Raw genomic sequence first — 22002 nt, forward strand, 5'->3', positions numbered from 1 at the left:
GCTACAAAAACCAAGAGCCGCTCCTTGTCATCCACTCTCTCTACCTTGCGCAAGCTGCCCCACAAGCTGCGCCAGCTGGCCCGCAGCATGTACCTGCTGGCCGCCGATCCCCGCCAACTGGGCAGCAACAGCCGCCGGCTCTGGCGCGCCTGGCGCACCGGTGGCACCCCAATGCTCAAGCACCAGCTGCTGTCCTTGGGCCACCCTGATGCCCCGACTGTACCGGTCGCCCCCACCGATGCCTGGCAGGACTACCAGCAGCGCTTGGCCAGCGAGGTGCTGCCGGTGCTGCGCGCCGAGATTGCAAGCTTGACGCAGCCGGTCAGCATCTCGATCCTGGTGCCCACCTACAACACCGACCCGGCCATGTTGACCGCGATGGTCGATTCGGTGCGCGCCCAGATCTACCCGCACTGGGAGCTGTGCATCGCCGACGATGCCTCCACCCAGCCCCATGTGCGCAGCATGCTGCAAGAACTGGCCGCGCAGGAGCCCCGTATCAAGCTGCACCTGGGCGAGCGCAACCATGGCGTATCGCACGCCAGCAACCGGGCGCTGGCGCTGGCCACCTCTCCCTTTGTGGTGCTGCTGGACCATGACGACCTGCTCCAGCCCCAGGCCATCTACCGCGTCGCCCAAAGCGTCATGGCCGATGACCCGGACATGCTGTACTCGGACGAAGTGCTGGTCAGCCCCGATGGCAAGCAGGTGCTGCAGTACTTCCACCGCCCGGCCTTCTCGCCCGAATACCTGCGCAGCCACCCCTATATCGTGCACATGGTGGGCTTTCGCACGGCGTTGCTGCGCAGCCTGGGCGGCTTTGACGAAGCCCTGGGCATTTCGCAGGACTACGATCTGATCCTGAGGGTCAGCGAGGCGGCCAGCCGCATCGTGCACCTGCCTGAACTCCTCTACCAATGGCGCACCCACACCGGCTCGGCAGGCCACGACAAGATGGCCCAGGTGATGGCCACCTCGACTGCGGTGCTGCAACGCCATCTGGATCGCAGCGGGATCGCCGCGCGCTCGGCCGCCGGCGTGTCCTTCAACTTCTTTGAGACGCAGCACCAGATCGCCGATGGCCAGCGTGTGGCCATCATCATCCCGACCAAGAACTACGGCAGCCTGGTGCGCCAGTGCGTGGACAGCATCCGCGCCACCGTGCAGCATGCCGCCTACGACCTGATCGTGATCGACCATGACTCGACCGAGCAGGCCAGCCTGGACTATTTTGCCCAGTTGCAGCAAGACGGCACTGCCACCGTGCTGCGCTACCAAGGGCCCTTCAACTTCTCAGCCATCAACAACTGGGCCGTGCGCCAGTTGACCCGCCCCTACAGCCACTACCTGTTCTGCAACAACGACATCGAGGCGCTGGAGAGCGGCTGGCTGGAGCACATGCTGTCGCAGTGCCAGGACCCGAGCGTCGGCATGGTGGGCGCTCAGCTGCTCTACCCCGACCGCACATCGATCCAGCACGCCGGTGTCTGCGTAGGCGCCTTCGGCATTGCCGAGCACTACGGCAAGTTCTTGAAGCTGCCTCCCGACCGCGTCGACATCGCCTTCATGGGCCGCCTGGTCAGTACGCATGAAGTATCGGCCGTGACCGCCGCCTGCCTGCTGATGCGCAAGGATGCGTTTGATGCCATCGACGGCTATGACGAGAAGCTGTCCGTAGGCTTTGGCGATGTGGACCTGTGCCTGCGCACCCTGCAGCTGGGCTGGCGTGTGCTGTACTGCCCGCAAGCCACATTGATCCACCATGAATCCATCACCCGGGGCAAGGCCGAAGGCTATGACCCGCACCCCGAGGATTCGGCATTGTTCGCCAGCCGCTGGCGCGATTTCCTGGACCAGGGCGACCCCTACTTTCACCCCGCTTTTGAAGTGCGCCACACCTGCTGGCTGGTGCGCACACCTTTGCACTGCCAGCCCTCGATCAACCGCCGCCTCTTCAGCCGCAGCGGCCTGGGCCAGCGCATGCAGCGCTTGAGCTACAGCGCCAGTGTCTCCGAACCGCTGCAGCAGGCAGTGGCTGCGGCAGGCACCCAGCCCGCCGCCTGACGAAAAACGGGCCGGCGCCCTCTACGGGCTGCCGGCCCATGATCAAACGGGACGCTGCAGCAGCAAAAAGATCTCGTTGTTGGTCAGTACCTCGCGCGGGTACTGCGCCAACAAGACCTCGGGCACCGGCTCGGGCTCATAGTGGCGGCGCTCTTCGCGTGCCACCGTAAACCCCGCTTCCTTGGCCAGCGCCACTAGCTCGTCGGCGGTCAGGCGGTTGAGCTCCTGGTACTCCTTGAACACAAAGCGCTTGTAGCCCTCCGGCCCAAAATCGGCAAAGCCAAAGTCCACCTCATCGGGGCTGAGTTCACCGTCATAGGCTGCTATCACCTTCCAGAGCGCATCCTCGTCCACCAGCAGGTGGTGCCAGGCAACGCTGTCATAGCGGCGCAGGTGGGAGCCGAAGGCGGAGTAGAACAGCGGCTCGATCTGCAAGAAGAAATGCCCGCCCGGCTTCAGGCATGCCAGCAGGTCTTTCAGGATGGGCAGCAACTGGTCGCGCTGCACATGCTCAAAGGTCGACCAGCTCATGATGCCGTCATAGAGCGGCGCCTGGCCCGCCAGCGGCGCGCTGGGCGTGATCGTCTGAAAACTCAGCGCGGCCGGAATGCGCTGCAGGCCCAACTGCTCCTGCGCAATGCGCGTCAGCTTGGCGTATTCCTGCCGCACATCAACGCCGTGGATGGCCGCAGCGCCATGGCGCAGCACCAGGGCCAGATCGGTGATGCCATCGCCGCAGCCAAACTGCAGCAGGCGGGCGGTACTCACATCCATCACTGGGCTGAGCCACTGCGCCACCACATCGGATGCGTAGTGGAAGTGGGAGCGGAACCACTCATCGGTGATCCTGCTGTCGTCAAACGCGGGCAGGCCCAGCAGCTTTTCACGCAATTGCGCCAGGCGGCGCATACGGTTTCCGCGGTTCATGAGGGCTTTCGCAGCACGTACACGTCCTGGTGGTTCCAGAACTGCACGGGGGAGAAATATTCGAGCTTGTCGGCGCCCACGGTCTCGGAAATGCGCGCGCGCACAAACGCTTCCGTCGTAAAGGCCGTGCCGTACTCGTTCGGATCGATGGCGTTCGATTCGCTCGACGGCGCAAAGAAAAAGCCCTCATCATCGAGCGGAACGCTGTCAAACCGGGCCGCCTTGATGCCGTGCGTGCTGAACACCAGAATGCCACCCGGCGACACCAGGTTGTACAACACCTGCAGCCAGCGGCCCCAGGTGCTACGCGGCAGATGGCTGAACAGCGACAGCACAAAGACCGTGTCGTACTGGCGCGGGGCCACCAGTTGCTCAGGCACGCTGGCAGAGACAAAGCCCTGTACGCCAAAGGTACGCTGCGCGAAGTCCACCGCATCGGGCACCACATCCGATACCGTCACCTTGCCGGGGCCCAGCAGATGGGCCAGGTGGCGGGTAAAACGGCCATGGCCACTGGCAAACTCCAGAAAATGCTGGCTCTGCACCAGCGGCTGACCGACACGCTCCATCACCGTCATCAGCTCGGCCAGGGTGCGCCAGCCATCGGCCAGGTAGTCGCGCAGCGGGTTGTTGCTGCTGGGGTGGCGGGCAAAGAAGCCAAAAATATCATCGGCTGTGGAAATCGTGCAGTCCAGGCCCATGATGTTGCGGAACGAGCCGGTCAGCCCATGCTGCTCGATCAGCGCATGCGCTGCCAGCATCACGTCCTTTTCGGCACGGGCACGCAGCAGCAGGCCCGAGGCCGCTTCAAAATTGCCATTGGCCAGCATCAGCTGGGCTTCGGCCAGCAACTGCTGGCCCTGGCTGGTCGCAGAGGGAGAATTCGTGGTCATAAATCTGGGGGCGGTGGGCACGCCAGCGCAGACGCTGGCGCGCTCGTTTCCTGGGGTTCAAGCGGCGCACGCGCTTGCGCGCAGCCTCAGCTCCAATGGTGGGGCAATCGTACCAGTCCAGGCAGCGGCTTGGGGTAGATAAAGCGGAAGACGGTGTACTGGAACCATTGGTCGTAGACCGCCAGACCCGAGCCATCGAACAAGAAGGCGCTGACCACATAGTCACCGCTGTGCAACGGCAGATCGGGAAAGCGCAGCACGGATTGCCAGCTGCCATCGGGCAATGGCAGGGGCACAGCCCCTTCTTCGTGCGTGGCCAGGCAGGCAATGCCTACCCCTTTGTTCTGCTCGATCATGAAGCCGATATTGGGCCGCTCGGCCCCGTTGCCGCGTGCCTTGATCGTGATCACCAGGTCCTGGCCTTGCAACACCGGCGGGTCGCCCGGGCTCAGGTTGGCAATATCCACCGACAGGATGCAGGCGTTGCCAGCCTCTTTGGCTGGAGGCAGGTTGGGGGGCTCCACGGCATAGGGCGTAGCCAGTGGATCGGCCGGTTCTGTAGCCACCGCTGCTGCAGCCGCATCGGCCAGCACAGACCGCGCGGCACTTGCCGCATCATCACCCCACTGTTGCCGGTCCTTCTCATCCTGCTTTTGGCGCGTGCGCACATCGTAGGCCGCCAGCACCGCCTCGGTCTCGCCAAACATCTGCACCTGGCCCTGCTCCAGCCACAACGCGGCATCGCAGAGGTGGCGAATATGGTAGGGACTGTGCGAACAAAAGAGGATGGTGCAGCCCTTCTGGCGAAAGTCCAGAATGCGCTCGATGCATTTCTTCTGAAAGCTCTGGTCACCGACGGCCAGCGCTTCGTCGACGATCAGCACATCGGGCTGCACGGCGGTGACCAGCGCAAAGGCCAGGCGCACATTCATGCCCGAGGAATAGGTTTTGACCGGCCGGTCGATCGCGTCCTGCAGCTCGGAAAAGGCAATGATCTCCGGCTCCAGCTTGCGCATCTCCTCATGGCTGATGCCAATCAGGCTGCCGGCAAAATACAGGTTGTCGCGGCCGCTGAAATCAGGGTGGAAACCCGCGCCCAGCTCCAAAATGGCGGTGATGCGGCCGGAGCGCTCAATGGAGCCGGTCGAGGGTTGCATCGTGCCTGCCAGCAATTTGAGCAACGAGCTCTTGCCGGCACCGTTGTCACCCACCACACCGATGCACTGGCCGCGCGCCAGGCTGAAGCTGACCTCACGCAGCGCCCAGTGGCTGCGGTGCATGGCCCGCCCCGTCAGCAGCGCTTTCACACGCTGGCGCGGGGAGTCATACAGCTTGTATTCCTTGCCCAGTTTCTTGACCACCAGCACGGCCGCGGTCTCTTGCGTCTTCGCCATCTGCACGCCCGTCATAGCCAGTCCACCAGCTGATCGCGGCTGCGCCGCACCAGCACATTCACCACCACGGCAAGCACTGCAATCCACACAGCGCTCACCACCCAGACTTGCAGCTCCGGCCACTGGCCCTGCAGCAGCGCAGACTGGTAGCCCATGACATAGGAAGCCATCGGATTCAACCACAGCAGCCAGCGCCAGCCCTGCGGAAACATCGTGATCGGAAACAGGATCGGCGTCAGGTAGATACCCACCGACAGCATAAAGCCCACCAGCTGCACGGTATCGCGCAAGGCCGCCGCAAAGATTGCCAGCGCGTACGACAGCAGCAAGGTCATCAGCAGCTGCATGGCCATCAGCGGCAGCAAGGCCAATACCCCCCACTGCATATGGTGCACAGGGATGTAGCACAACGCCAGCAGCAGCATCAGCGGACCAAAGATCCAGGAGCTGGCCAACACCGATCGCACCGGGAACAGCACCGGTGGCAGCGGGTTCTTCTGCAAGATGGATCCTGCCTCCAGCAGGCTGCCCATGCCGCGCGAGACCGCATCGCAAAACGCCATCCAGGGCAGCGCCCCCACAATCAGAAAGGTACCCACCGCATGGCTGGATGCACCCTCCCCCAGGCGCATCGCGAACACGATGTCGAACACGAGGTAATAAGCCGCAACGGACAGCAGCGGCTGGAGATAGGGCCAGATGACGCCCAGCGCAGTGCCCGCATGGCGTGCGGCTACCTCTCGGCGGGTCATCACGCCGACCAGGGCGCGACTGGCGACCAGTTCGCGGGTATTTTTTATCAAGGAATCCAGCATGGACGGGGAGAGCCTATCTGTGAGCGAGCCGAGCCTATCAGCATGACATAAACAAGTCGAGGAGGCATGGCCTCCTCTTTTGTTGCTTGCCTTAACAAAGGCTATTATTTTTGCGCCGCGAACTTGGCAGAGAATGCCTCCAGATTGGCGGAGTCGGCCTTGGTCTTCTCGTTGATCTTTTCAATCTCAGCCTTGCGCGCCTGCTGGATCGCCTGCTGGACAAATTGCTTCTCCAGTTGCGGCTTCACCTCTTCCAACGACATCGTACGCGCAGGCTTCTTCTCGATCAGCTTGATGATGTGGTAGCCGAACTGCGTCTTGATTACGGGGCTCAGTTCGCCCGGCTTGCTGAGTGCAAACGCAGCGGTTTCGAATTCAGGAGCGGTTTGACCCCGGGGTATCAAGCCCAGATCACCGCCTTTGAGCGCCGAGCCTGCATCCGAGGAATTGGTCTTGGCGAGTTGGGCGAAATCGGCACCGGAGGCCGCTTCTTGGCGCAGCTTCTCGATCTGTGCCTTGGCCTTTGCATCGTCCTGGTTGGCAATCAAGATATGCGCTACATGCGCCTGCTCAGGCGCTTGGTACTTATCTTTGTTGACCAGGTAAGCTGCGCTCACTTGCGCATCGACCACCTTCTGATCAGGTGTATGGTCCTTGTCGAATTTCACCAGGTATGCGTCTGACAGCACCTTGTCCGTCGCAATTCTGACAGCCGCCGCTGTCTCGGGCTGCTTGTCCATCTGCTCCTGGCTCGCTCGCAAGGCCAACACCCGGCGAACATAGATCGCATCAGCCATCTGGGCCACGCTTTCCTTGCGGGCCAAGAACGAGGCTCGCATTTCTTCCGGCATACGCTTGGCATCGCTCAAGATGTCACTCTCACGAACTGCAACACCATGGCCTTCGATCAGCACTGGATCTGCCGCCTGTGCCATGACGGCCACACTGCTGGCTCCGAGTACCGCTGCCGCTCCAAGAGATGTCAACCAACTACGCATCTAGCATTCCTCAGCTCAAAAGAAGCAGCATAGCAAAGCTATGCGAATCATTCATGGATGAACCCCAGCGAAAAGCACGGGCATCCGGCATCATCCAAAAAGAAAAAAAGGACAGAGATCACTCTCTGTCCTTCGGTCTAGGCTAGAACTTTAGCTTATCGCTAAATTTACTGAGCAGCCACTGGCTTGGCGAAACGGTGAGGCCAGGTGATACCGTAGGTACCGCTGAAGCCGTTAGCTGCGCCACCGCTGTTCATCAGCTTGATGAACGAAGAACCCACCACTGGCAGAGCCTTGGTGTAGCTGATAGCGCCCCAACCGTTTTCGTAACCAACTTGCACGTTGGTACGAGCAACGGAAGCACCCAGCACCGAGGTACCAGCTGCGTCGTTGAACGACAGCACGTTCACTTCGCCGCAGAAGTCCAGACCCTTCAGGGTGCTTGGAGAGATCACAGCGCCGTTGCGCTTGGAGGTCTCTTCGCGATCCCAGAAGGTGTAGCCGCTGGTGTTAGCGCAGATCAGGCCGTTGGCGGTGTTCACGTAGGTGTTAGCCTCGGTGAAGTAACGAGCATTGGACAGATCGACCACACCGGCGTTGAACACGCGGTACGTTGCCTCGGTAGGCTTCTTCGTGTAGTCAGCACCCACGCTGTAACGGCGGGTAGGCATCGACAGCACCCAGTCGGTCTTCGCAGCAATCAGCGTGTCCAGCGCGAACTGGTTCGACACACCGTTGTTAGCCACAGCTTGCGTCAGACGCGAAGCTTGGGCTTCTGGGCTAGCCGTGGTAGCCAGGTAAGGGGTCGACAGGTCAGGGAAGTCGAAGTTCACTGGCTTGACGATGTTGCCCTTCAGCAGTGGGTCAGCGGTCAGCGAAGCTGCGTTGCCCGAAGTAGCGGCGGAGTTGGTTTCGTCCTGTGGGAACAGCACGAAGTTACCACGGCCATTGCCGCCGGTAGCAGCGATAGCGGTAGCAGCACCGGAGAACGTGGTGGTTTGGTTCACGTTCAGGATGTACCAGTCAGCAGTCAGCTTGCCCGATGGGGTATCGAAGCCCAGAGCTGCAGCATTGGCAACGCTGGTGGTGCTCAGTGGGTTGATTTCCAGGGTCTTGTCCAGCGTAGCTGCCGTGCAAGGTGCAACGCCGTTCACGTGCTTGGTAGCAAAGTAAATCGACTGGCTGTTCGAGCTAGGCACGATGTCAGCCATGTTCAGGATTTCAACGTAGCCTTCCTTGGTCTGTGCAGCAGTTGCATCAGATGGCAGACGGTCGGTCACGAATTGAACTTGCTGACCACGGATGTCAGGCAAAGTGCAGCTCTTGTCGTTGGTCAGGAAGGTAGAACCGTTCTCGTTGCCTTGCACCGAACCAGTCCACACGTCGCCAGGCGACAGGAACACGGTGAAGTCCAAGATATCGTCAGAGTTGGCAGCGCCACGGAAACGAACCTTCAGAGCCTTGCCGTTGACGGTGTCGGTGTTCACCACGTGGAACACGGACATGTTGTCGTTTTGCGAGGTGAAGTAAGGCACCACCAGGATGTGGCCAGCGCCACCTTCGCTCTGCTCCAGAGTGGCAGCGGTAGCGGGGGTCATGCCGGTGTTAGGGAACACTTGAGCAGAAGCGGCGCCTGCAAAACCACCAATCATGGCAGCAATGCTCAGTGCCAGAACATTTTTCTTCATAAACACACTCCAGTTAAAAAAAGTTAGTCAGCGCAACTACCACGATTGTTTACGCTAAGAAATAATAGCATAGCGCTCACGGGGTATGCAAAGCTAGCAGCCTGTTTTTTTTAGTCGATTGTTGAGAATTTACAACAACCAACCATGCACAGTGGCTCGCGCGCATCCCTGTCAGCATCAAGGCGCTTGGTAGAGGTTCCACCGACCGTCTTCGAGCAACCAAGTTTGCTTCGAATACATGTCAATGGTACCCATTTTTCGGCCGGGAATCGGAGGATTCACCTTCAAATTCACGCCGACCTCGCACTTTTCAGGCTCGCAAGTGGCCTTCTGTGCTTCAGCAGCGACAGCAAAGGTCGCCATGTAGTTTTTAGCAAAGAGCTTTTCATCTACAGCCAGGCGAAAGGCCTCATTCATATAGCTGCGTGTCTTTTCTGCATCACCTTTGAGGCGAGCATCCCAATAGCCTTGCGAGCGCTTCAATACAGCTTGTTCGGGGGTATCTGGCTGAAAGCTGGCGCAGGCCACCATCGAGGCGGCAGCACCGATTGCAAACAAAGCTTTCGCGGATTGGATCATCAGGTTAGAAGTCATTTCTCAGTATCTCTACAACATGGTTCTTTACTGCGTCTGCACCGGTTGCACCGGAACAACACGGGATGCAGGGGCGGGGGCATTGTTGGCGCGGATGAGCAGATCATCATCGTTCAACCCACGCAGGCGGTCACGCAACTCTTCACTGACTTCCCGCACATCCACATCAGTACGTACGACACGAGGCGTCATAACGAGCAAAAGTTCCGTGCGCGCAGTTTTTCTAACAGTGCTGCTGAAGGCCTTGCCAATGATCGGGATGTCTTTCAGCAAAGGGATGCCCGAGTCGGAGTCTTCGTTGCGGTCTCTGATCAAACCACCCATGACGATGGATTCACCCGAGCGCACGGCCAGCTTACTGGTTAGCTGGCGGTTAGAGAATTTGGTCTGTTGCGATGCGGAATCGAGGCCGGCACTGTCGATGACCGACTGGTCAATCTGCAGACTGACCATATTGCCGGAATTGACGGAAGGCGTGACGTTCAAGATCACCCCCGTGTCCTTGAGCTGGTAGTTGTCTGACAGAAAGCTGGTCGACGTGATGGTGCTGCTGACCTTGACCGGAATTTGCTCGCCCACCGAAATGGAGGCGGGGTGGTTGTCCATCACCATCACCGAGGGGCTGGAGAGCATCTTTACCTGTCCCTGCCCCGCAACGGCACTCAAGCGAGCGGCGATATCCCCCCCGCTGTTAAACAGCGAATAGGTAAAGTTGCCAGCTGCCGCAGCAATGGTGCCGGGAGTCGTGTTATTCAACGACCCAAGGCTGCCGGTGCCCGAGAAATTGCGCCCTCCGATGCCACTGTTACGGAATAACCACTCCACCCCATACTCCAGGTTGTCATTGAGAGTCACTTCAATGATGCTGGCCTCGATCAGCACCTGGATAGGCGCGACGTCCAGGCGCTTGAGCGACGCCTCGATCTTGCGGAACTGCGAACCCGTGGACCAAACCAGGATCGTGTTGTTGAACTCATCAGCTACGACGCGGATATCACCGATAGCGGTAGCGGTGATGGTGGGCGTGCCCCCTTGCTGCTGGGCATTGCCGGTGTTGCCAAAGCGGTTGGCGTTGTTATTGCCAAAACCAGATGCAAAGCCCGTCGTACCGCCAAAGTTGTTGAAGCCACCACCCAAACGGTTGTTATTGTTGTTGACGCCGTTCAGCCCGGGCGCTACGCCGGAAGTCATGTTGCCGGCGGCACCTTGCTGGCCACCAAAGATGCCATTGAGCACCTGGGCCAGGTACTTGGCATTGCCGTTCTGTACGCGGTAGACATACAGTTCAGGCTCGCTGCCCCCGTAGCCGGGCACATCGAGGCGGCGAATCCAGCGCTCTGCCTCATCCAGGTAGGAGGCGCGTGGCGTGATCACCATCAGCGCATTGAGGCGCGGGATCGGCAGCACCCGCAAAGCACCGAACAGGGGATTGGAATCGCCCAGCGAGGTCAGCAGCGCAGCTGCCGCTGCCGCATTGCCGCTGAGTTGGTTATTGCCGCTACCGCTGGCAGCAGCACCGGTTGCCTGGCCGGGACGGCGTTGCGCGGCAGCGCTGGCCGCTCCACCCGCAATACCCGCCGACGCTGCAGCGCCCTGCCCTTGCGCAGCCTGGCCGCCGCCACCATTGACCATTTGCAGCGCCGCACTGACTTCTTCGATCGAGGCGTGCTTCAGCGGGTAGATGCCTACCGACATCCCCTTGAGCAGGTCCACGTCAAAAGTCTTGACCATCTCCATCCAGCCTTCAGACTGGGTGCGCGTACCCTGCATGATCAGCACGTTGCGCACGGTGTCGACCTTGATCAACGCTTCGGCCGGAATGATGGGCTTGAGGATGTTGGACATCTCGGTGGCGCCAATGTATTGCAGCGGCACCACGATCACACCGTAGCCGGGTGCCATGCTGCCCGGCGCACCAGCGATGCGCACATTGCCGACCAGGCTGCGCAGCACCTCTGGCTTGCCGACCTGGTAGGTGCCGCGGGCATCGCGCACCATCGCCAGTCCATTGGCCTGCAGGGCCGCTTCCAGCAGAAAGACGGCCTTGTCCGGATCGATCGGCTTGGGCGTCGTCAAAGTCACCGTGCCCTGCAGCGGCGGGTGCATCACATAGTCGATCTTCAGAATATCGCCCATCACCGTGCGAACCACCTCGGCGACTGGCGCTTCCTCGAAACGGAAGCTGACCGGCGCGCCACCGGTGACCGGTGCGGACGGGTCAATGTTCAGCAGCTTATCGGTGCCGCGCATCACCCGCGGCTCGGTCGATTGCTCTTCCTCGTCACTACCCATCTTGGGGGAGATCAGGATATTGGGCGCCTGCAGCACAGGCGGCTGACCAGCCACTTGGGCTGCAGGCTGTGCCGCAGGCAGCGGTGCTGCAGTTTGCGCCTGGGCCGGCAGCAGCATGCCGATCTGGCCCAGTGCAACTACCAGCGCCGTGTTGAAAAATACGGGAGACTTCATGGTTCTAACCCTAGGATCTATCTATTTATAGAGATTGCCACGCTCAGGGGCGCTGGGCAGCGGTAGAGCCGCCGAGGCTTGCACGGCGACGCGGTGGTGGGGTATCGGTGCCTGCAGGCGGCTGCCCGATTTGGGCGGGCATAGCTCTTTGCGGCACATTGGTCTCTGTCGCGGGACCGTAGCCTTGCTGCAGCTTGCCTTTTTGCAAGGCAATTTCCTTGGTCACGCCAGCGCGGGTGAAATACACCCGGTTTTCCGCTACCGAACTCAGGGTCCAGCCATCGAGCAAGCCCTGCAATGGCAAGGATTTGTCCTTGCCCTGGAACTTGATAATGATCCCGCCGGTCTTGCCATCCTCGCTGAGATAGACACCACTCAGCACCGCGTCCGCCAGATAGTCGGGAGGCGGGGGCGGTGCTTCTGCGGCCGCTACCGGAGGCGGAGGCGGCGGGCGGCGGGTGGGGGAGAACAAGGGGCGGTCCAGCATCGCCAGAAACTGGCTGTGATCCATCGGCTGCGCCTTGCCCAAATGGGGCACGATACCATCCAGGTTGGACTTCTGGCCTCGGGGCATCGCCCAATGGGTATTTTTCAACCCGCCACTTGGACTGAGCCACATCCAGACCAAAGCCAGGGCCAACACCATATTGGCAGCTATCAGAATGACACTTATATAGCGCTTCATGGACGCTCCCTCAACACGCTCAAGGTCATCTGGAGACTCAGGCGAGGCGCCATCTTGTCATTCATCACTTGCAAAGTGCCCTGGTTTCTGACTTCCACGTCGGCCAGTAGCATCACTGGCAGTTGCTCATTCAAGACAGCCAGGGCGCTGTCCACTGCAAGCAGATCCCCTTCGGCCCGTACCGACAACGGAATGCGGTCAAAACCTTTTTCTTCTTTGGCAGGCAGCACCTGGCTGCTCACCACAGTCAACCCTGCCGTGGTCAGAAGGCTACGCACCTTCTGTTGCACCGCGTTGCCCGTCTGGGCCACATCCTGGTTCGCGGGGTAAATATACTCGGCGCGGATCTGCAGGGCACGTTCCAGCGACTGGTCGATCTCCTCGCGCTGCAGATCCAGGCCACGCAGTCGCGCATAACGGGGTTCAAACTCCGATAGGCGGGCCTGCGCCCAAAGGTGCTTGCTGGCGACATAAGTGCCAAGACCGATCAAAGGCAGCAGCACCAGCAATGCAGTGGCAACCAGGATCAGCAGTTCTTTGCGGTTGGGACGGGTCACGATCATGGCTGTTTCCCTCCAGCTTCAGCGGGAGGGGTTACGGATCCTCCCAAACTGGCTCTCGGCTTCGTACTGCCACCCAATGTGGCTCGGGACGCAGGGCGTGGGGCAGAATCCGGGACGGCACCTGCTGCCGGGGCATCGGCGGCTGCAGGGACAGACGCAGGGGCAACGGGGGCTGGAGGTGCATCCGCGCCAACGGGCGCACCAGCAGCAGGCTCTACAGGCTGCGGTTTAGCAGCGGCTTCCACTACCGTCTTAGGGCCAAAAACCTTGGCATCCAACCCCAGCTCGATGGTGAAACTCTCTTTATTACTGCCACCCATGCGGGTGGCAGCGCTGGGCGCACGCACGTCCTTGACGCCCTCTTGGTTGCTGAGCTTTTGCATCAGGGCCGAGGCATTCTCAGTCAAGCCGGAGATCGTCACCTTGCTGCCCTGGATACGCGCTGATTGCAAGGCCGTATCGTCAGGCAACACATTGGTCAGCATGCTGAGCACCTGGACCCCATCAATGCGCTCGGCCAACAGCTCCGACAGACCAGCGACCTTGTCGGCACTCTGAATCAGCGTATCGCGTTTGGCGACTACATCGGCGGTCTTGGCGGCCATACCCTCATAGGCATGGGTGGCCTCAATCGCACGCATTCGCAACTGTGCAGTAGGAGTCGCGGCAATCGCAGCGAGCAGCAGCACAGCAAGCGCCACCCCAGCGACATTCCACCACAGCCGCTTGCGACCCAGTGCATAACGGGCTTGCTCACCAAAGCCCTGGAACACCACCGGCCTGCGTTCCGGTGCAAACACCCAGACTTCGGGCTGCTCCAACGACTCTGCCTTGGATTGGCCCTTGAGCGTCTGCAGATGCAGCTGCTGGGCCACCTGCGCCTGCAGATAGGGCTCGGTCTGCGCTCGGGAAGCCAGGACCACGAGCAATTTGACCCCCTTGCTGCTGCGGCTCAACTCGGTATAGCCCCAGAGAAGATCATCGGCAGCAAAAGGGCTGATCGCCTGCACTTCCAATTCAGCAGCGCTGGCGCAATCCTGAGGATCCAGCGCAGGCAGGGCCACCGTCTTGCGCAGCACCATGTGCTCGGGCAGTTCCAACGCCCAAAACACAGGCTCACGCCCAGGTTTAAGCACCGGCTCGCCGCTTTCCCACACCACGGTAGGGGCGCCCTCTGCAGGTACCAGCCGCAGCATTTGCACGGGCCGCAGCCATGACAGCGGCGGCCACTGCGGCGCCCTGCGCCAGGTTTTTAAAATATCGGCCTTGAGCTGGTTCAGGTCCAGCCCAAAAAAGCGCGATTCAGTAGAAATTGCCATAAGGGTGCTTTGCTTCGATCAGGATGCTGGCTTCAGCATCTGGCGCGCTTCAAACGTATACCAGGGCAGGCCGTCTCTCGTTCTGGCCCCGAAGTACACACTGCGATCTACAAGAAAAATCCGTCCGTCCGCCATCGGCACCTGGGCCGTTATGCGGTAGCGGCGCTGTGCGCCGCCAGGGCGCGCCAAGTTGGCGTCCAGGCCAGTGGTGTCCAGCCCTGGCTGACCACGCGATGCAGCGATACGGGCTGCGATGCCCTCATCTCCGTTAGCCAGCACCCGCAGCACATCCGGAGGCGACGCCAACGGATTGACCGTGGCGCCTCCTGAGCCGGCGGTCGCCGCCGTGATCAAGGGCGCGAGTCTAGCATAGAGGTCGTAATCGATTCCGGGCACCTGCATCAGGTCTTCTATCGCCTCAAAACGCTCCGGCCGGCGGCCGTCGAGCGAAGAGCGTTCACGGCGATCGAGGACCGCTACCGCAAGCTCCTGGGCGGCGCCTTCCGGCAAACCCCCGCCCACGCTCATCAGCGCCGTCAGCAGCGGCAACGATGCGCCATTGATATTGATCAGGCCATTGAGCGGCATCACACTGACCGCTACCTGGGTGCCCTGGTAATTGACCGAGGTCTCGGTGGTCTCCTGCAAAATGGTGCGATCGGCCGCCAGCTGCTGCAGTACCATGACCACAGCCGCATCGCCCACGGCCTGCGCGGTCACCTTGTCCTTGGCCACGCCAATCATCTTGGCTTCCTGGCGCACGACGCCGCTGACGCCGGTCACCATCAGGCTGAGCGCAGCCACCAACCAGAGCACGGCGATCAAAGCCATGCCTTGTTGCTGAGGTCCGGCCTGCGTGCGGTATTGAAGAGGTGCTCGCATCATCCCAAGGAACCTCCCAGGCTCGCACCACCACCACCGCCGCGTGGGTCGCCAGCAGGCATCACGCGCAACTGCACCACCACCGGTGGCAGCACCGAGGTTTCGGTAGTCATCACCACCTGCACCGCCTGGGGAAGCCGGTCGACCGCCCCCCAGTCGCTGCCCCATTGCGGCGGATCGATCGCGCCATCCAGGTACTGAAAAGACAAACCGGTCGCATGCGTCAGCAGCGGATACGTCTGCGCCGCACCCCAGTCGGGCAGCGTCTGCGCATCGGTCCAGGGCAAATAACTCAGCACAATGGCCGGTGCGCCATCGTAGCTGCCCATTGCCAGCCGGAAATGGTAGCGGCCACCAACGCCGTAGCGCGCAGGCATCACCCCTACCCAGGTCATCGACTGGCCAGCGCCTTCAAAGAAAAATGCCGAAGGCGCGGCACTGAGCATGCCCTGCTGCTGCAAGCCCTGCACGCGTTTGGCAGAGATACGGCCCAGCACGGCACGCAAAAAATCGGTGCTGGCACGCGACTCGTCCATGCGTTCGAGCCGGTTGTCGATACTGGTTTCGGTGCGGCCCATCGTGCCCATGGCGCCGGCCAGACCCAAGACGATCAGCGACAGCAAGGACATGGCCACCAGCATCTCCACCAGCGTGAAGCCGGCGGCCGTGCGGCGTGGGCATGGATTGCCCTGCGTCCATAAAGAAGTACGAATGCGGCTCATCCTGCAGGCACCACATTCTCAGCAGGATCGGGTGGCCTGCGCTGTGCACGCAAGGTGGTGAGCTCGAACACACGCGGGCGGTCGCCCTCCGCCCAGTTCACGCTGATATGCACCTCATGCAGCACGGGGATGTTCGGGCTCTCGTCCACCCCGGTCTTGAACGGCGCGCTCTGCACGCTCCATTGGTAGCCATTGCTTTGGCCGGACTCGTTCCAGCCGCTTTCATAGACCGAATCGCGCGAGTCCATGATGGACTGCGCCAGCTGTACCGCATATTGGTAACGATCGAGATCGCCGACGCTGCGCGCATTGCTGCCGGTGGCCCGGTAGATCATGCCCAATGAGATCGCCATGATGGACAGCGCCACCAGAATCTCCAGCAGGGTCATGCCACGCTGGCGCCGGGTCCACCGGGACAGAGACGACTGCCGCCTCATTGGAACAAAGGCTCCTGGGTGACCCGGCCCGACAACCAGTCCACCCGCAAGCGCGTGCCGGCACCATTCTTGCGCAGAATCTCCACACTGCCGCCCGTCGAGCCGCCCGAGGCCAGGAACACGATCGAGGCCGAACTGTTGGGCACAAACTCGCGATCTGCCACCGTGGTGCGCAGATCCACGGTCTCTGGAATGTCCTTGACCGAGCCCGCATAGCCGTAGTGCCGGGTCTGCAGGTCGACGGTAAAGCGCACTGGCTCACCTTGGGACACCGCAACATACCGGGCCGAACGCAGTTGGCTGATCATTGTGCGCACGGTGTCACGGTACTGCACCCCGTCCTTGAGCCGGTCATAGGCGACCGGCGCCATCGCCACCACCAGGGCCATGATGGCGAACACCACCATCAGCTCGATCAAGGTAAAGCCTTGATGGGCTGCTGGGCGCTTTGCGGCGCGCGGGTGTCGGCTCAGCCATGGCAAGGCAGTCGGCACGGGGAGTTCCTGGTCAAACCTGAGAAGAAACGCAGGCCGGGTTACTGCGCGTTGCGCACATCGGCAGCTTCGCCTTCACCACCAGGCTGACCATCGGCGCCCAGCGACAGGATCTCCACCCGGCCACCGTTGTAGCTATAACGGTAGGGGTTGTTCCAAGGGTCATTGGGAACGCCGCCCGACAGATACGGACCGTTCCAGCCACGCACATTGCCCGGCTGCTTGGCCAGCGCATCCAGACCTTCTTCGGTGGTCGGGTAGCGGCCGGTGTCCAGCTTGAAGATATCGAGTGCCTTTTGCAGGTCAGCAATCTGCACGCCCGCAGTCTTGGACTTGGCGCCGCCCAACTGGCTCAGCACCTTGGGGCCGACCAGACCGGCCAGCAAGGTCAGGATGGCCAGCACCACCAGCAGTTCGATCAGCGTAAAACCACGGCTCTTGCGTGGCGTCTTTTGGGTGAAAAAGGCCTTCATGGCGGGCTCTCCTTGCAGTATAAAAATTAAGCAGCCAGATCGTTGACGGACAGAATGCCCATCAGGATCGACACAATGATGGACGCAATCATGATGCCCAGGACCAGGATCAGCACAGGCTCGATCATCGTCAGGGCGCGTTTGATGCCGGTTTCCACCTCGCGGTTCAATATATTCGACAGCTCCAGCATCATCGAGCCCAGGCGCCCGGTCTCTTCACCGACGCGCACCAGGTTCACCGCCAGCGGCTCGAACACCGTCGTGGTGTTCATCGCCTGCACCATCTTGCCGCCTTCCTTAACGATGGGCGGAATCTTGGCCAGCTCCGCCTGGATCAGGCGGTTGCTGACCGTATCGGTCGCAATATGCAGTGCCGTCAGCAACGGCACACCATTGCCCAGCAAGGTGCCCAGCGAGCGCGAATACAGGGTCAGCTGGTACTTGAGCGCCAGGCGCCCCAGAATCGGCATGCGCAGCAACACGCCCTGCCACCACAACCGGCCCTTGGGCGAGCGCAGCCAGCTGCGCAGCAGGTAGACCACCGCCGCGCCACCGAGCAACACCACCCAGCCGTTCTTGCGGAACACCTGGCCAATGGTCATCACGATCTTAGTCGGCGTGGGCAGCGCATCCCCCATGTCGGTGAACAGTTTCTCGAACTGCGGCACCACAAAGCCCAGCATCGCGATCAGCGACAGATTCGCGACCGCCACCAGAATCATCGGGTAGATGGTGGCCGAGACCACGCTTTCCTTGAGCGCGCGCTGGCGCTCCAGATGCTCGACCAGCCGCTGCAACACGGCCGACATCTGGCCGCTGGCCTCACCCGAGCGCACCATGTTGATGTAGAAATCGCCAAACAGCTCCTGGTGCACCATCAGCGCCTTGGACAGCGGCACCCCGCCCTTGACGGCTTCCAATACGCCGGTCAGCAGCTCGCGCATGCTGTCCTTGAAGGCCATGTCGATCAGCACGCGCAGTGCATTGTCCAGCGCGAGGCCGGCTTTGAGCATGATCGACAGCTCCGAGGTCATCGCCAGCACATCAGCGGCCTTGGCCGGGCCCTTTTGTGACTTGGTCGCCTTGGCCTTGCCAATCGCGCTGGCCGCAGCGGCCGGCTTGGCCCCTGCTGCCTTGGCCCCCGCGGGCATCAGTGCAGCAGCATCTGCCGCGTCGACAATGCGCACCGGCGTGAGCTTTTGCGCACGCAGGTGCTTTTGCACGGCCGCCGCATTGGGCGCTTGGAAAGTGCCGCGAACCTGCTCGCCCGCAGCATTGATCGCGTGCCAGGCAAAATCAGCCATCGATCTGGTCCTGGGTGACGCGGGCGACTTCGTCCAACGTGGTCATGCCGGCGGCCACCTTGCGCAGGCCGTCCTCGTGCAGACTCAGCATGCCGGACTTGGCCGCCAGGTTGAACAGCTCGTTCGAATCCTTGCCCGCATTGATGGCATTGCGCATCGGCTCATCGAGCACGAAAAGCTCATGGATGCCGGTACGGCCCTTGTAGCCGGTCTGGCGGCAGGCGTTGCAGCCCACCGCACGGTAGATGGGCTGGCCCACTTCGCTGAAGCGCGCCAAGCCGGAGCGCTTGCGCACCTCCTCGCCAGGCTCGTAGGCCTCCTTGCAATTGCCGCACAAGGTGCGCACCAGGCGCTGCGCCAGCACGCCGTTGACAGAGGAGGTGATCAGGTAGCTCTCCACGCCCATGTCCTGCATACGAGTGATGGCACCGGCAGCGGTGTTGGTGTGCAGGGTAGACAGCACCAGGTGACCCGTCAGCGCGGACTGCACGGCAATCTGCGCCGTTTCACCGTCGCGCATTTCACCGATCATGATGATGTCCGGGTCCTGGCGCAGGATGGAGCGCAGCGCGTTGGCAAAGGTCAGGTTGATCTGGGCATGCACCTGGATCTGGTTGATCCCTTCGAGCTGGTACTCGACCGGGTCCTCCACGGTGATGATCTTGTTTTCCAGCGCATCGATCTTGGACAGCGCCGCATACAAGGTGGTGGTCTTGCCCGAACCCGTGGGCCCGGTCACCAGCAAAATGCCGTGCGGGCGGGCCAGCAGGTCGTTGAACTTGGACAGCGTGTCCTTCGCAAAGCCCATGGTTTCCAGCTGCAACCGCACGCTGGCGCGGTCCAGCACACGCATCACGATGCTCTCGCCATGCACGGTAGGCACGGTGGAGACCCGCAGGTCGAGCTCACGGCCCTTGACGCGGGTCTTGATGCGGCCGTCTTGCGGCAGCCGGCGCTCGGCAATGTCCAGATGCGCCATCAGCTTGACACGCGAGCCTACGGCCGCGGACAGGCGTGGCGGCACCAGCTCACCGGGGTGGATCACGCCATCGACGCGGTAGCGCACATGCAGGCCATCGTCAAAAGGCTCCAGGTGAATGTCAGACGCACGCAGGTCGGTCACCTTGCCGATGATGCTGTTGACCAGGCGGATCACCGGCGCCTCGCTGGCCAGGTCCTTCAGATGCTCGACAAAGTCGCCGACATCGGAGCCGTCGCCAAACATGTCATCGCCGTCTTCCTCTTCGGCTTCCGGCTCAGGCTCCTGCAGCGCTTTTTCAATATCGGCCTGCAGTGCCAGATGCGGGCGAATCTGCAGACCGGTCGACATCTGCAGGGCCTTGATGACGAACGGATCCTGGGGCGAAGCCATCGCCACGTCCAGCACACCATCTTGCAGTTGCAACGGAAAGACGTGCTGCGACTGCTGGAACTCGGGCATCAGGCCCGGAACGCTGATCGCCTCGGCCGGAAAATCCGTACCCAAGGTGAAAGGGATCTGCAGCTGGGTGGCCAGCGTCTGCATCAAATCCGGCTCGGAGACCAGACCCAGCTGGACCAGCACCTGGCCGATGAGGCTGCCCATCTCCTGCTGCGCCTGCAGCGCACGCTCCAGGTCCCGCGGCGACAGCTTGCCGGCCTGCACCAGCATCTCGCCCAGCAAAGGGCGGCGCCCGGACCCAAGGGCCAGGGCTGCGTCGCTGAAATCGTCAATGGTGCTGGTGCTCATGCGTCTATGGTCTCTGAAGCCTATGGCAGGCGTGGTATCCATCCCCTTAGCCTATAGGGCACCCAGTGTAGGGGCCAGGCATAGGAGACATTTGGTAGGAAAGGCAAACTCAGGCAAAAACATCGGCCTCGGCAAAGGCCTTGCCCTGCTGGTCCTTGGCCGACAGCTGTGGCTCCAGGCCGTTCAACTGCCAGTCAATCGACAACTGTGCATCATTCCAGATAATGCAGCGTTCGTGGGCCGGCGCGTAGTAATCTGTTGTTTTGTATAGAAACTCGGCGGTATCACTGACCACCACAAATCCATGTGCAAAACCGGGCGGCACCCACAGCTGGCGCTGGTTGTCTTCGCTCAGCTCGACGGCCACCCAGTGGCCGAACGTCGCCGAGCTTTTGCGGATATCGACGGCCACATCAATCACTCGGCCTTGCACCACCCGCACCAGCTTGCCCTGCGCTTGCTCCAGCTGGTAGTGCAGGCCACGCAACACACCCCGGCTGCTCTTGCTGTGGTTGTCCTGCACAAAGTCATAGTGCCGGCCCACGGCAGCATCAAAAGCCCGCTGGTTGAAGCTCTCGTAGAAAAAACCGCGCGCATCGCCAAACACCTTGGGCTCGATGATCTTGACGTCCGGCAGTGCCGTATCAATCGCTTGCATGGCTTTACTCCTTGGGCTCCTGCAACAGTCGCTGCAGGTACTGGCCGTAGCCGTTCTTGGCCAAGGGTTTGGCCAGGGCCGCCAGTTGCTCGTCCCCGATATAGCCGCTGCGCCAGGCGATCTCTTCCGGGCAGGCAATCTTCAGGCCTTGGCGGCTTTCCAACGTGGCGATGAACTGGCCTGCATCCAACAGGCTGTCGTGTGTGCCGGTATCCAGCCAGGCATAGCCCCGGCCCATGATCTCCACACTCAGCTGCCCTTGCTCCAGGTACAGGCGGTTCAGATCGGTGATCTCCAGCTCGCCGCGAGGCGATGGCTGGAGGCTTTTGGCCAGATCCACAACCTGGCTGTCATAGAAATACAAGCCCGTGACCGCGTAGTTGCTCTTGGGCTTGGCGGGCTTTTCCTCCAGCGACAACACCTTGCCCTGCTTGTCAAAGTCGGCCACGCCATAGCGCTCGGGGTCGGTCACATGGTAGGCAAAGACACTGGCACCCGTATCACGCTGCATCGCGCTGGCCAGCAGCTTATGGAAATCATGGCCATAGAAGATGTTGTCACCCAGCACCAGCGCGCTCGGCGCACCGGCCAGGAAGTCCTCGCCAATCAGAAAGGCCTGCGCCAGCCCATCAGGGCTGGGCTGCACGGCGTATTTCAGCTGGATGCCCCACTGGCTGCCATCGCCCAGCAGCTGCTCGAAGCGCGGCGTGTCCTGCGGCGTGCTGATGATCAGGATCTCCTTGATCCCCGCCAGCATCAAGGTGGTCAGCGGGTAGTAGATCATCGGCTTGTCGTACACCGGCAGCAGCTGCTTGCTGACCGCCAGGGTGGCCGGGTGCAGGCGGGTGCCGGAGCCGCCCGCCAAAATGATGCCTTTGCGTGCTTGCACTGTCATGT

21 protein-coding genes are annotated in these 22002 nt (G+C 61.4%); 1 reads left to right on the forward strand and 20 read right to left on the reverse strand.

Going from position 1 to position 22002, the window contains the following annotated elements:
* Nucleotides 1–24 precede the first annotated feature (24 nt).
* Nucleotides 25–2064, forward strand: a complete 2040-nt coding sequence (locus tag ACCQ08_RS18630) for a glycosyltransferase family 2 protein (RefSeq protein WP_373450616.1) — start codon at nucleotides 25–27, stop codon at nucleotides 2062–2064.
* A gap of 42 nt (nucleotides 2065–2106) precedes the next feature.
* Here ACCQ08_RS18630 and ACCQ08_RS18635 read toward each other — a convergent pair whose 3' ends face one another.
* The 20 genes from ACCQ08_RS18635 to rfbA form a co-directional block, all read right to left on the reverse strand.
* On the reverse strand, nucleotides 2107–2991 hold the full coding sequence (locus ACCQ08_RS18635; protein WP_373450617.1) for a class I SAM-dependent methyltransferase: 885 nt from the start codon (nucleotides 2989–2991) through the stop codon (nucleotides 2107–2109).
* Nucleotides 2988–3884: a class I SAM-dependent methyltransferase gene (locus ACCQ08_RS18640; protein WP_373450618.1), complete on the reverse strand. Its 897-nt coding sequence runs from the start codon at nucleotides 3882–3884 to the stop codon at nucleotides 2988–2990. Before ACCQ08_RS18640 ends, ACCQ08_RS18635 begins: the two co-directional genes overlap by 4 nt.
* An 86-nt stretch (nucleotides 3885–3970) precedes the next feature.
* A complete protein-coding gene (locus tag ACCQ08_RS18645) occupies nucleotides 3971–5278 on the reverse strand; it encodes an ABC transporter ATP-binding protein (protein WP_373450619.1) in 1308 nt (435 codons plus the stop codon).
* An 11-nt stretch (nucleotides 5279–5289) separates the two neighbouring features.
* Complete coding sequence (locus tag ACCQ08_RS18650; protein ID WP_182325625.1) at nucleotides 5290–6093, reverse strand: ABC transporter permease; 804 nt, start codon at nucleotides 6091–6093, stop codon at nucleotides 5290–5292.
* Nucleotides 6094–6197: 104 nt separating this feature from the next.
* Nucleotides 6198–7028 carry a peptidylprolyl isomerase gene (locus ACCQ08_RS18655; RefSeq protein WP_313331161.1) on the reverse strand — a complete coding sequence of 277 codons (831 nt, stop codon included), beginning with the start codon at nucleotides 7026–7028 and terminating at the stop codon, nucleotides 6198–6200.
* A 230-nt stretch (nucleotides 7029–7258) separates the two neighbouring features.
* Nucleotides 7259–8779, reverse strand: a complete 1521-nt coding sequence (locus tag ACCQ08_RS18660; protein ID WP_312460800.1) for a cell surface protein — start codon at nucleotides 8777–8779, stop codon at nucleotides 7259–7261.
* 177 nt (nucleotides 8780–8956) lie between these two features.
* The gene (locus ACCQ08_RS18665; RefSeq protein WP_239810579.1) at nucleotides 8957–9373 is read right to left on the reverse strand and encodes a hypothetical protein; all 417 of its coding nucleotides are present in this window, start codon (nucleotides 9371–9373) and stop codon (nucleotides 8957–8959) included.
* A 27-nt stretch (nucleotides 9374–9400) separates the two neighbouring features.
* On the reverse strand, nucleotides 9401–11839 hold the full coding sequence (gene gspD, locus ACCQ08_RS18670) for a type II secretion system secretin GspD (protein WP_239810578.1): 2439 nt from the start codon (nucleotides 11837–11839) through the stop codon (nucleotides 9401–9403).
* A 43-nt stretch (nucleotides 11840–11882) separates the two neighbouring features.
* Nucleotides 11883–12434 (reverse strand): hypothetical protein, encoded by a 552-nt coding sequence (locus tag ACCQ08_RS18675; RefSeq protein WP_373450620.1) that lies wholly within the window; start codon nucleotides 12432–12434, stop codon nucleotides 11883–11885.
* Between the two features lie 86 nt (nucleotides 12435–12520).
* Nucleotides 12521–13087, reverse strand: a complete 567-nt coding sequence (gspM, locus tag ACCQ08_RS18680; protein ID WP_239810576.1) for a type II secretion system protein GspM — start codon at nucleotides 13085–13087, stop codon at nucleotides 12521–12523.
* Nucleotides 13084–14406: a PilN domain-containing protein gene (locus tag ACCQ08_RS18685; RefSeq protein WP_373450621.1), complete on the reverse strand. Its 1323-nt coding sequence runs from the start codon at nucleotides 14404–14406 to the stop codon at nucleotides 13084–13086. Before ACCQ08_RS18685 ends, gspM begins: the two co-directional genes overlap by 4 nt.
* Nucleotides 14407–14424: 18 nt before the next feature.
* Entirely contained in the window at nucleotides 14425–15237 is an 813-nt protein-coding gene (locus ACCQ08_RS18690; RefSeq protein WP_239810574.1) for a general secretion pathway protein GspK, read from the reverse strand.
* A gap of 50 nt (nucleotides 15238–15287) precedes the next feature.
* On the reverse strand, nucleotides 15288–16010 hold the full coding sequence (locus tag ACCQ08_RS18695; RefSeq protein WP_373450622.1) for a type II secretion system protein J: 723 nt from the start codon (nucleotides 16008–16010) through the stop codon (nucleotides 15288–15290).
* Nucleotides 16007–16447: a prepilin-type N-terminal cleavage/methylation domain-containing protein gene (locus ACCQ08_RS18700; protein ID WP_312460770.1), complete on the reverse strand. Its 441-nt coding sequence runs from the start codon at nucleotides 16445–16447 to the stop codon at nucleotides 16007–16009. Before ACCQ08_RS18700 ends, ACCQ08_RS18695 begins: the two co-directional genes overlap by 4 nt.
* On the reverse strand, nucleotides 16444–16941 hold the full coding sequence (locus ACCQ08_RS18705) for a GspH/FimT family pseudopilin (protein ID WP_239810571.1): 498 nt from the start codon (nucleotides 16939–16941) through the stop codon (nucleotides 16444–16446). Before ACCQ08_RS18705 ends, ACCQ08_RS18700 begins: the two co-directional genes overlap by 4 nt.
* Nucleotides 16942–16982: 41 nt before the next feature.
* Nucleotides 16983–17414, reverse strand: a complete 432-nt coding sequence (gene gspG / locus ACCQ08_RS18710) for a type II secretion system major pseudopilin GspG (protein ID WP_239810570.1) — start codon at nucleotides 17412–17414, stop codon at nucleotides 16983–16985.
* Between the two features lie 26 nt (nucleotides 17415–17440).
* Nucleotides 17441–18718, reverse strand: a complete 1278-nt coding sequence (locus ACCQ08_RS18715; RefSeq protein WP_373450623.1) for a type II secretion system F family protein — start codon at nucleotides 18716–18718, stop codon at nucleotides 17441–17443.
* Nucleotides 18711–20369, reverse strand: a complete 1659-nt coding sequence (gene gspE, locus ACCQ08_RS18720) for a type II secretion system ATPase GspE (RefSeq protein ID WP_373450656.1) — start codon at nucleotides 20367–20369, stop codon at nucleotides 18711–18713. The genes ACCQ08_RS18715 and gspE overlap by 8 nt, the downstream gene beginning before the upstream one ends.
* A gap of 187 nt (nucleotides 20370–20556) precedes the next feature.
* Nucleotides 20557–21105 (reverse strand): dTDP-4-dehydrorhamnose 3,5-epimerase, encoded by a 549-nt coding sequence (rfbC, locus tag ACCQ08_RS18725; protein WP_239810567.1) that lies wholly within the window; start codon nucleotides 21103–21105, stop codon nucleotides 20557–20559.
* 4 nt (nucleotides 21106–21109) lie between these two features.
* Complete coding sequence (gene rfbA, locus ACCQ08_RS18730) at nucleotides 21110–22000, reverse strand: glucose-1-phosphate thymidylyltransferase RfbA (protein ID WP_373450624.1); 891 nt, start codon at nucleotides 21998–22000, stop codon at nucleotides 21110–21112.
* Nucleotides 22001–22002 lie beyond the last annotated feature (2 nt).

Origin of the sequence: Comamonas sp. SY3, from assembly GCF_041730275.1 — a bacterium.
In the GTDB taxonomy this organism is placed as follows: domain Bacteria; phylum Pseudomonadota; class Gammaproteobacteria; order Burkholderiales; family Burkholderiaceae_C; genus Comamonas; species Comamonas sediminis.

What these genes read in the sequence shown, in the direction of transcription:
- ACCQ08_RS18665 (WP_239810579.1), bottom strand. Translation starts at nt 9,373, where the DNA reads ATGACTTCTAACCTGATGATCCAATCCGCGAAAGCTTTGTTTGCAATC.
- ACCQ08_RS18635 (WP_373450617.1), bottom strand. Translation starts at nt 2,991, where the DNA reads ATGAACCGCGGAAACCGTATGCGCCGCCTGGCGCAATTGCGTGAAAAG.
- ACCQ08_RS18690 (WP_239810574.1), bottom strand. Translation starts at nt 15,237, where the DNA reads ATGGCTTTGATCGCCGTGCTCTGGTTGGTGGCTGCGCTCAGCCTGATG.
- ACCQ08_RS18715 (WP_373450623.1), bottom strand. Translation starts at nt 18,718, where the DNA reads ATGGCTGATTTTGCCTGGCACGCGATCAATGCTGCGGGCGAGCAGGTT.
- gspD (WP_239810578.1), bottom strand. Translation starts at nt 11,839, where the DNA reads ATGAAGTCTCCCGTATTTTTCAACACGGCGCTGGTAGTTGCACTGGGC.
- ACCQ08_RS18650 (WP_182325625.1), bottom strand. Translation starts at nt 6,093, where the DNA reads ATGCTGGATTCCTTGATAAAAAATACCCGCGAACTGGTCGCCAGTCGC.
- ACCQ08_RS18700 (WP_312460770.1), bottom strand. Translation starts at nt 16,447, where the DNA reads ATGAGGCGGCAGTCGTCTCTGTCCCGGTGGACCCGGCGCCAGCGTGGC.
- rfbA (WP_373450624.1), bottom strand. Translation starts at nt 22,000, where the DNA reads ATGACAGTGCAAGCACGCAAAGGCATCATTTTGGCGGGCGGCTCCGGC.
- ACCQ08_RS18660 (WP_312460800.1), bottom strand. Translation starts at nt 8,779, where the DNA reads ATGAAGAAAAATGTTCTGGCACTGAGCATTGCTGCCATGATTGGTGGT.
- ACCQ08_RS18645 (WP_373450619.1), bottom strand. Translation starts at nt 5,278, where the DNA reads ATGGCGAAGACGCAAGAGACCGCGGCCGTGCTGGTGGTCAAGAAACTG.
- gspE (WP_373450656.1), bottom strand. Translation starts at nt 20,369, where the DNA reads ATGCTGGTGCAGGCCGGCAAGCTGTCGCCGCGGGACCTGGAGCGTGCG.
- ACCQ08_RS18655 (WP_313331161.1), bottom strand. Translation starts at nt 7,028, where the DNA reads ATGGCACAGGCGGCAGATCCAGTGCTGATCGAAGGCCATGGTGTTGCA.
- ACCQ08_RS18695 (WP_373450622.1), bottom strand. Translation starts at nt 16,010, where the DNA reads ATGAGCCGCATTCGTACTTCTTTATGGACGCAGGGCAATCCATGCCCA.
- gspG (WP_239810570.1), bottom strand. Translation starts at nt 17,414, where the DNA reads ATGAAGGCCTTTTTCACCCAAAAGACGCCACGCAAGAGCCGTGGTTTT.
- ACCQ08_RS18640 (WP_373450618.1), bottom strand. Translation starts at nt 3,884, where the DNA reads ATGACCACGAATTCTCCCTCTGCGACCAGCCAGGGCCAGCAGTTGCTG.
- gspM (WP_239810576.1), bottom strand. Translation starts at nt 13,087, where the DNA reads ATGATCGTGACCCGTCCCAACCGCAAAGAACTGCTGATCCTGGTTGCC.
- rfbC (WP_239810567.1), bottom strand. Translation starts at nt 21,105, where the DNA reads ATGCAAGCGATTGATACGGCACTGCCGGACGTCAAGATCATCGAGCCC.
- ACCQ08_RS18685 (WP_373450621.1), bottom strand. Translation starts at nt 14,406, where the DNA reads ATGGCAATTTCTACTGAATCGCGCTTTTTTGGGCTGGACCTGAACCAG.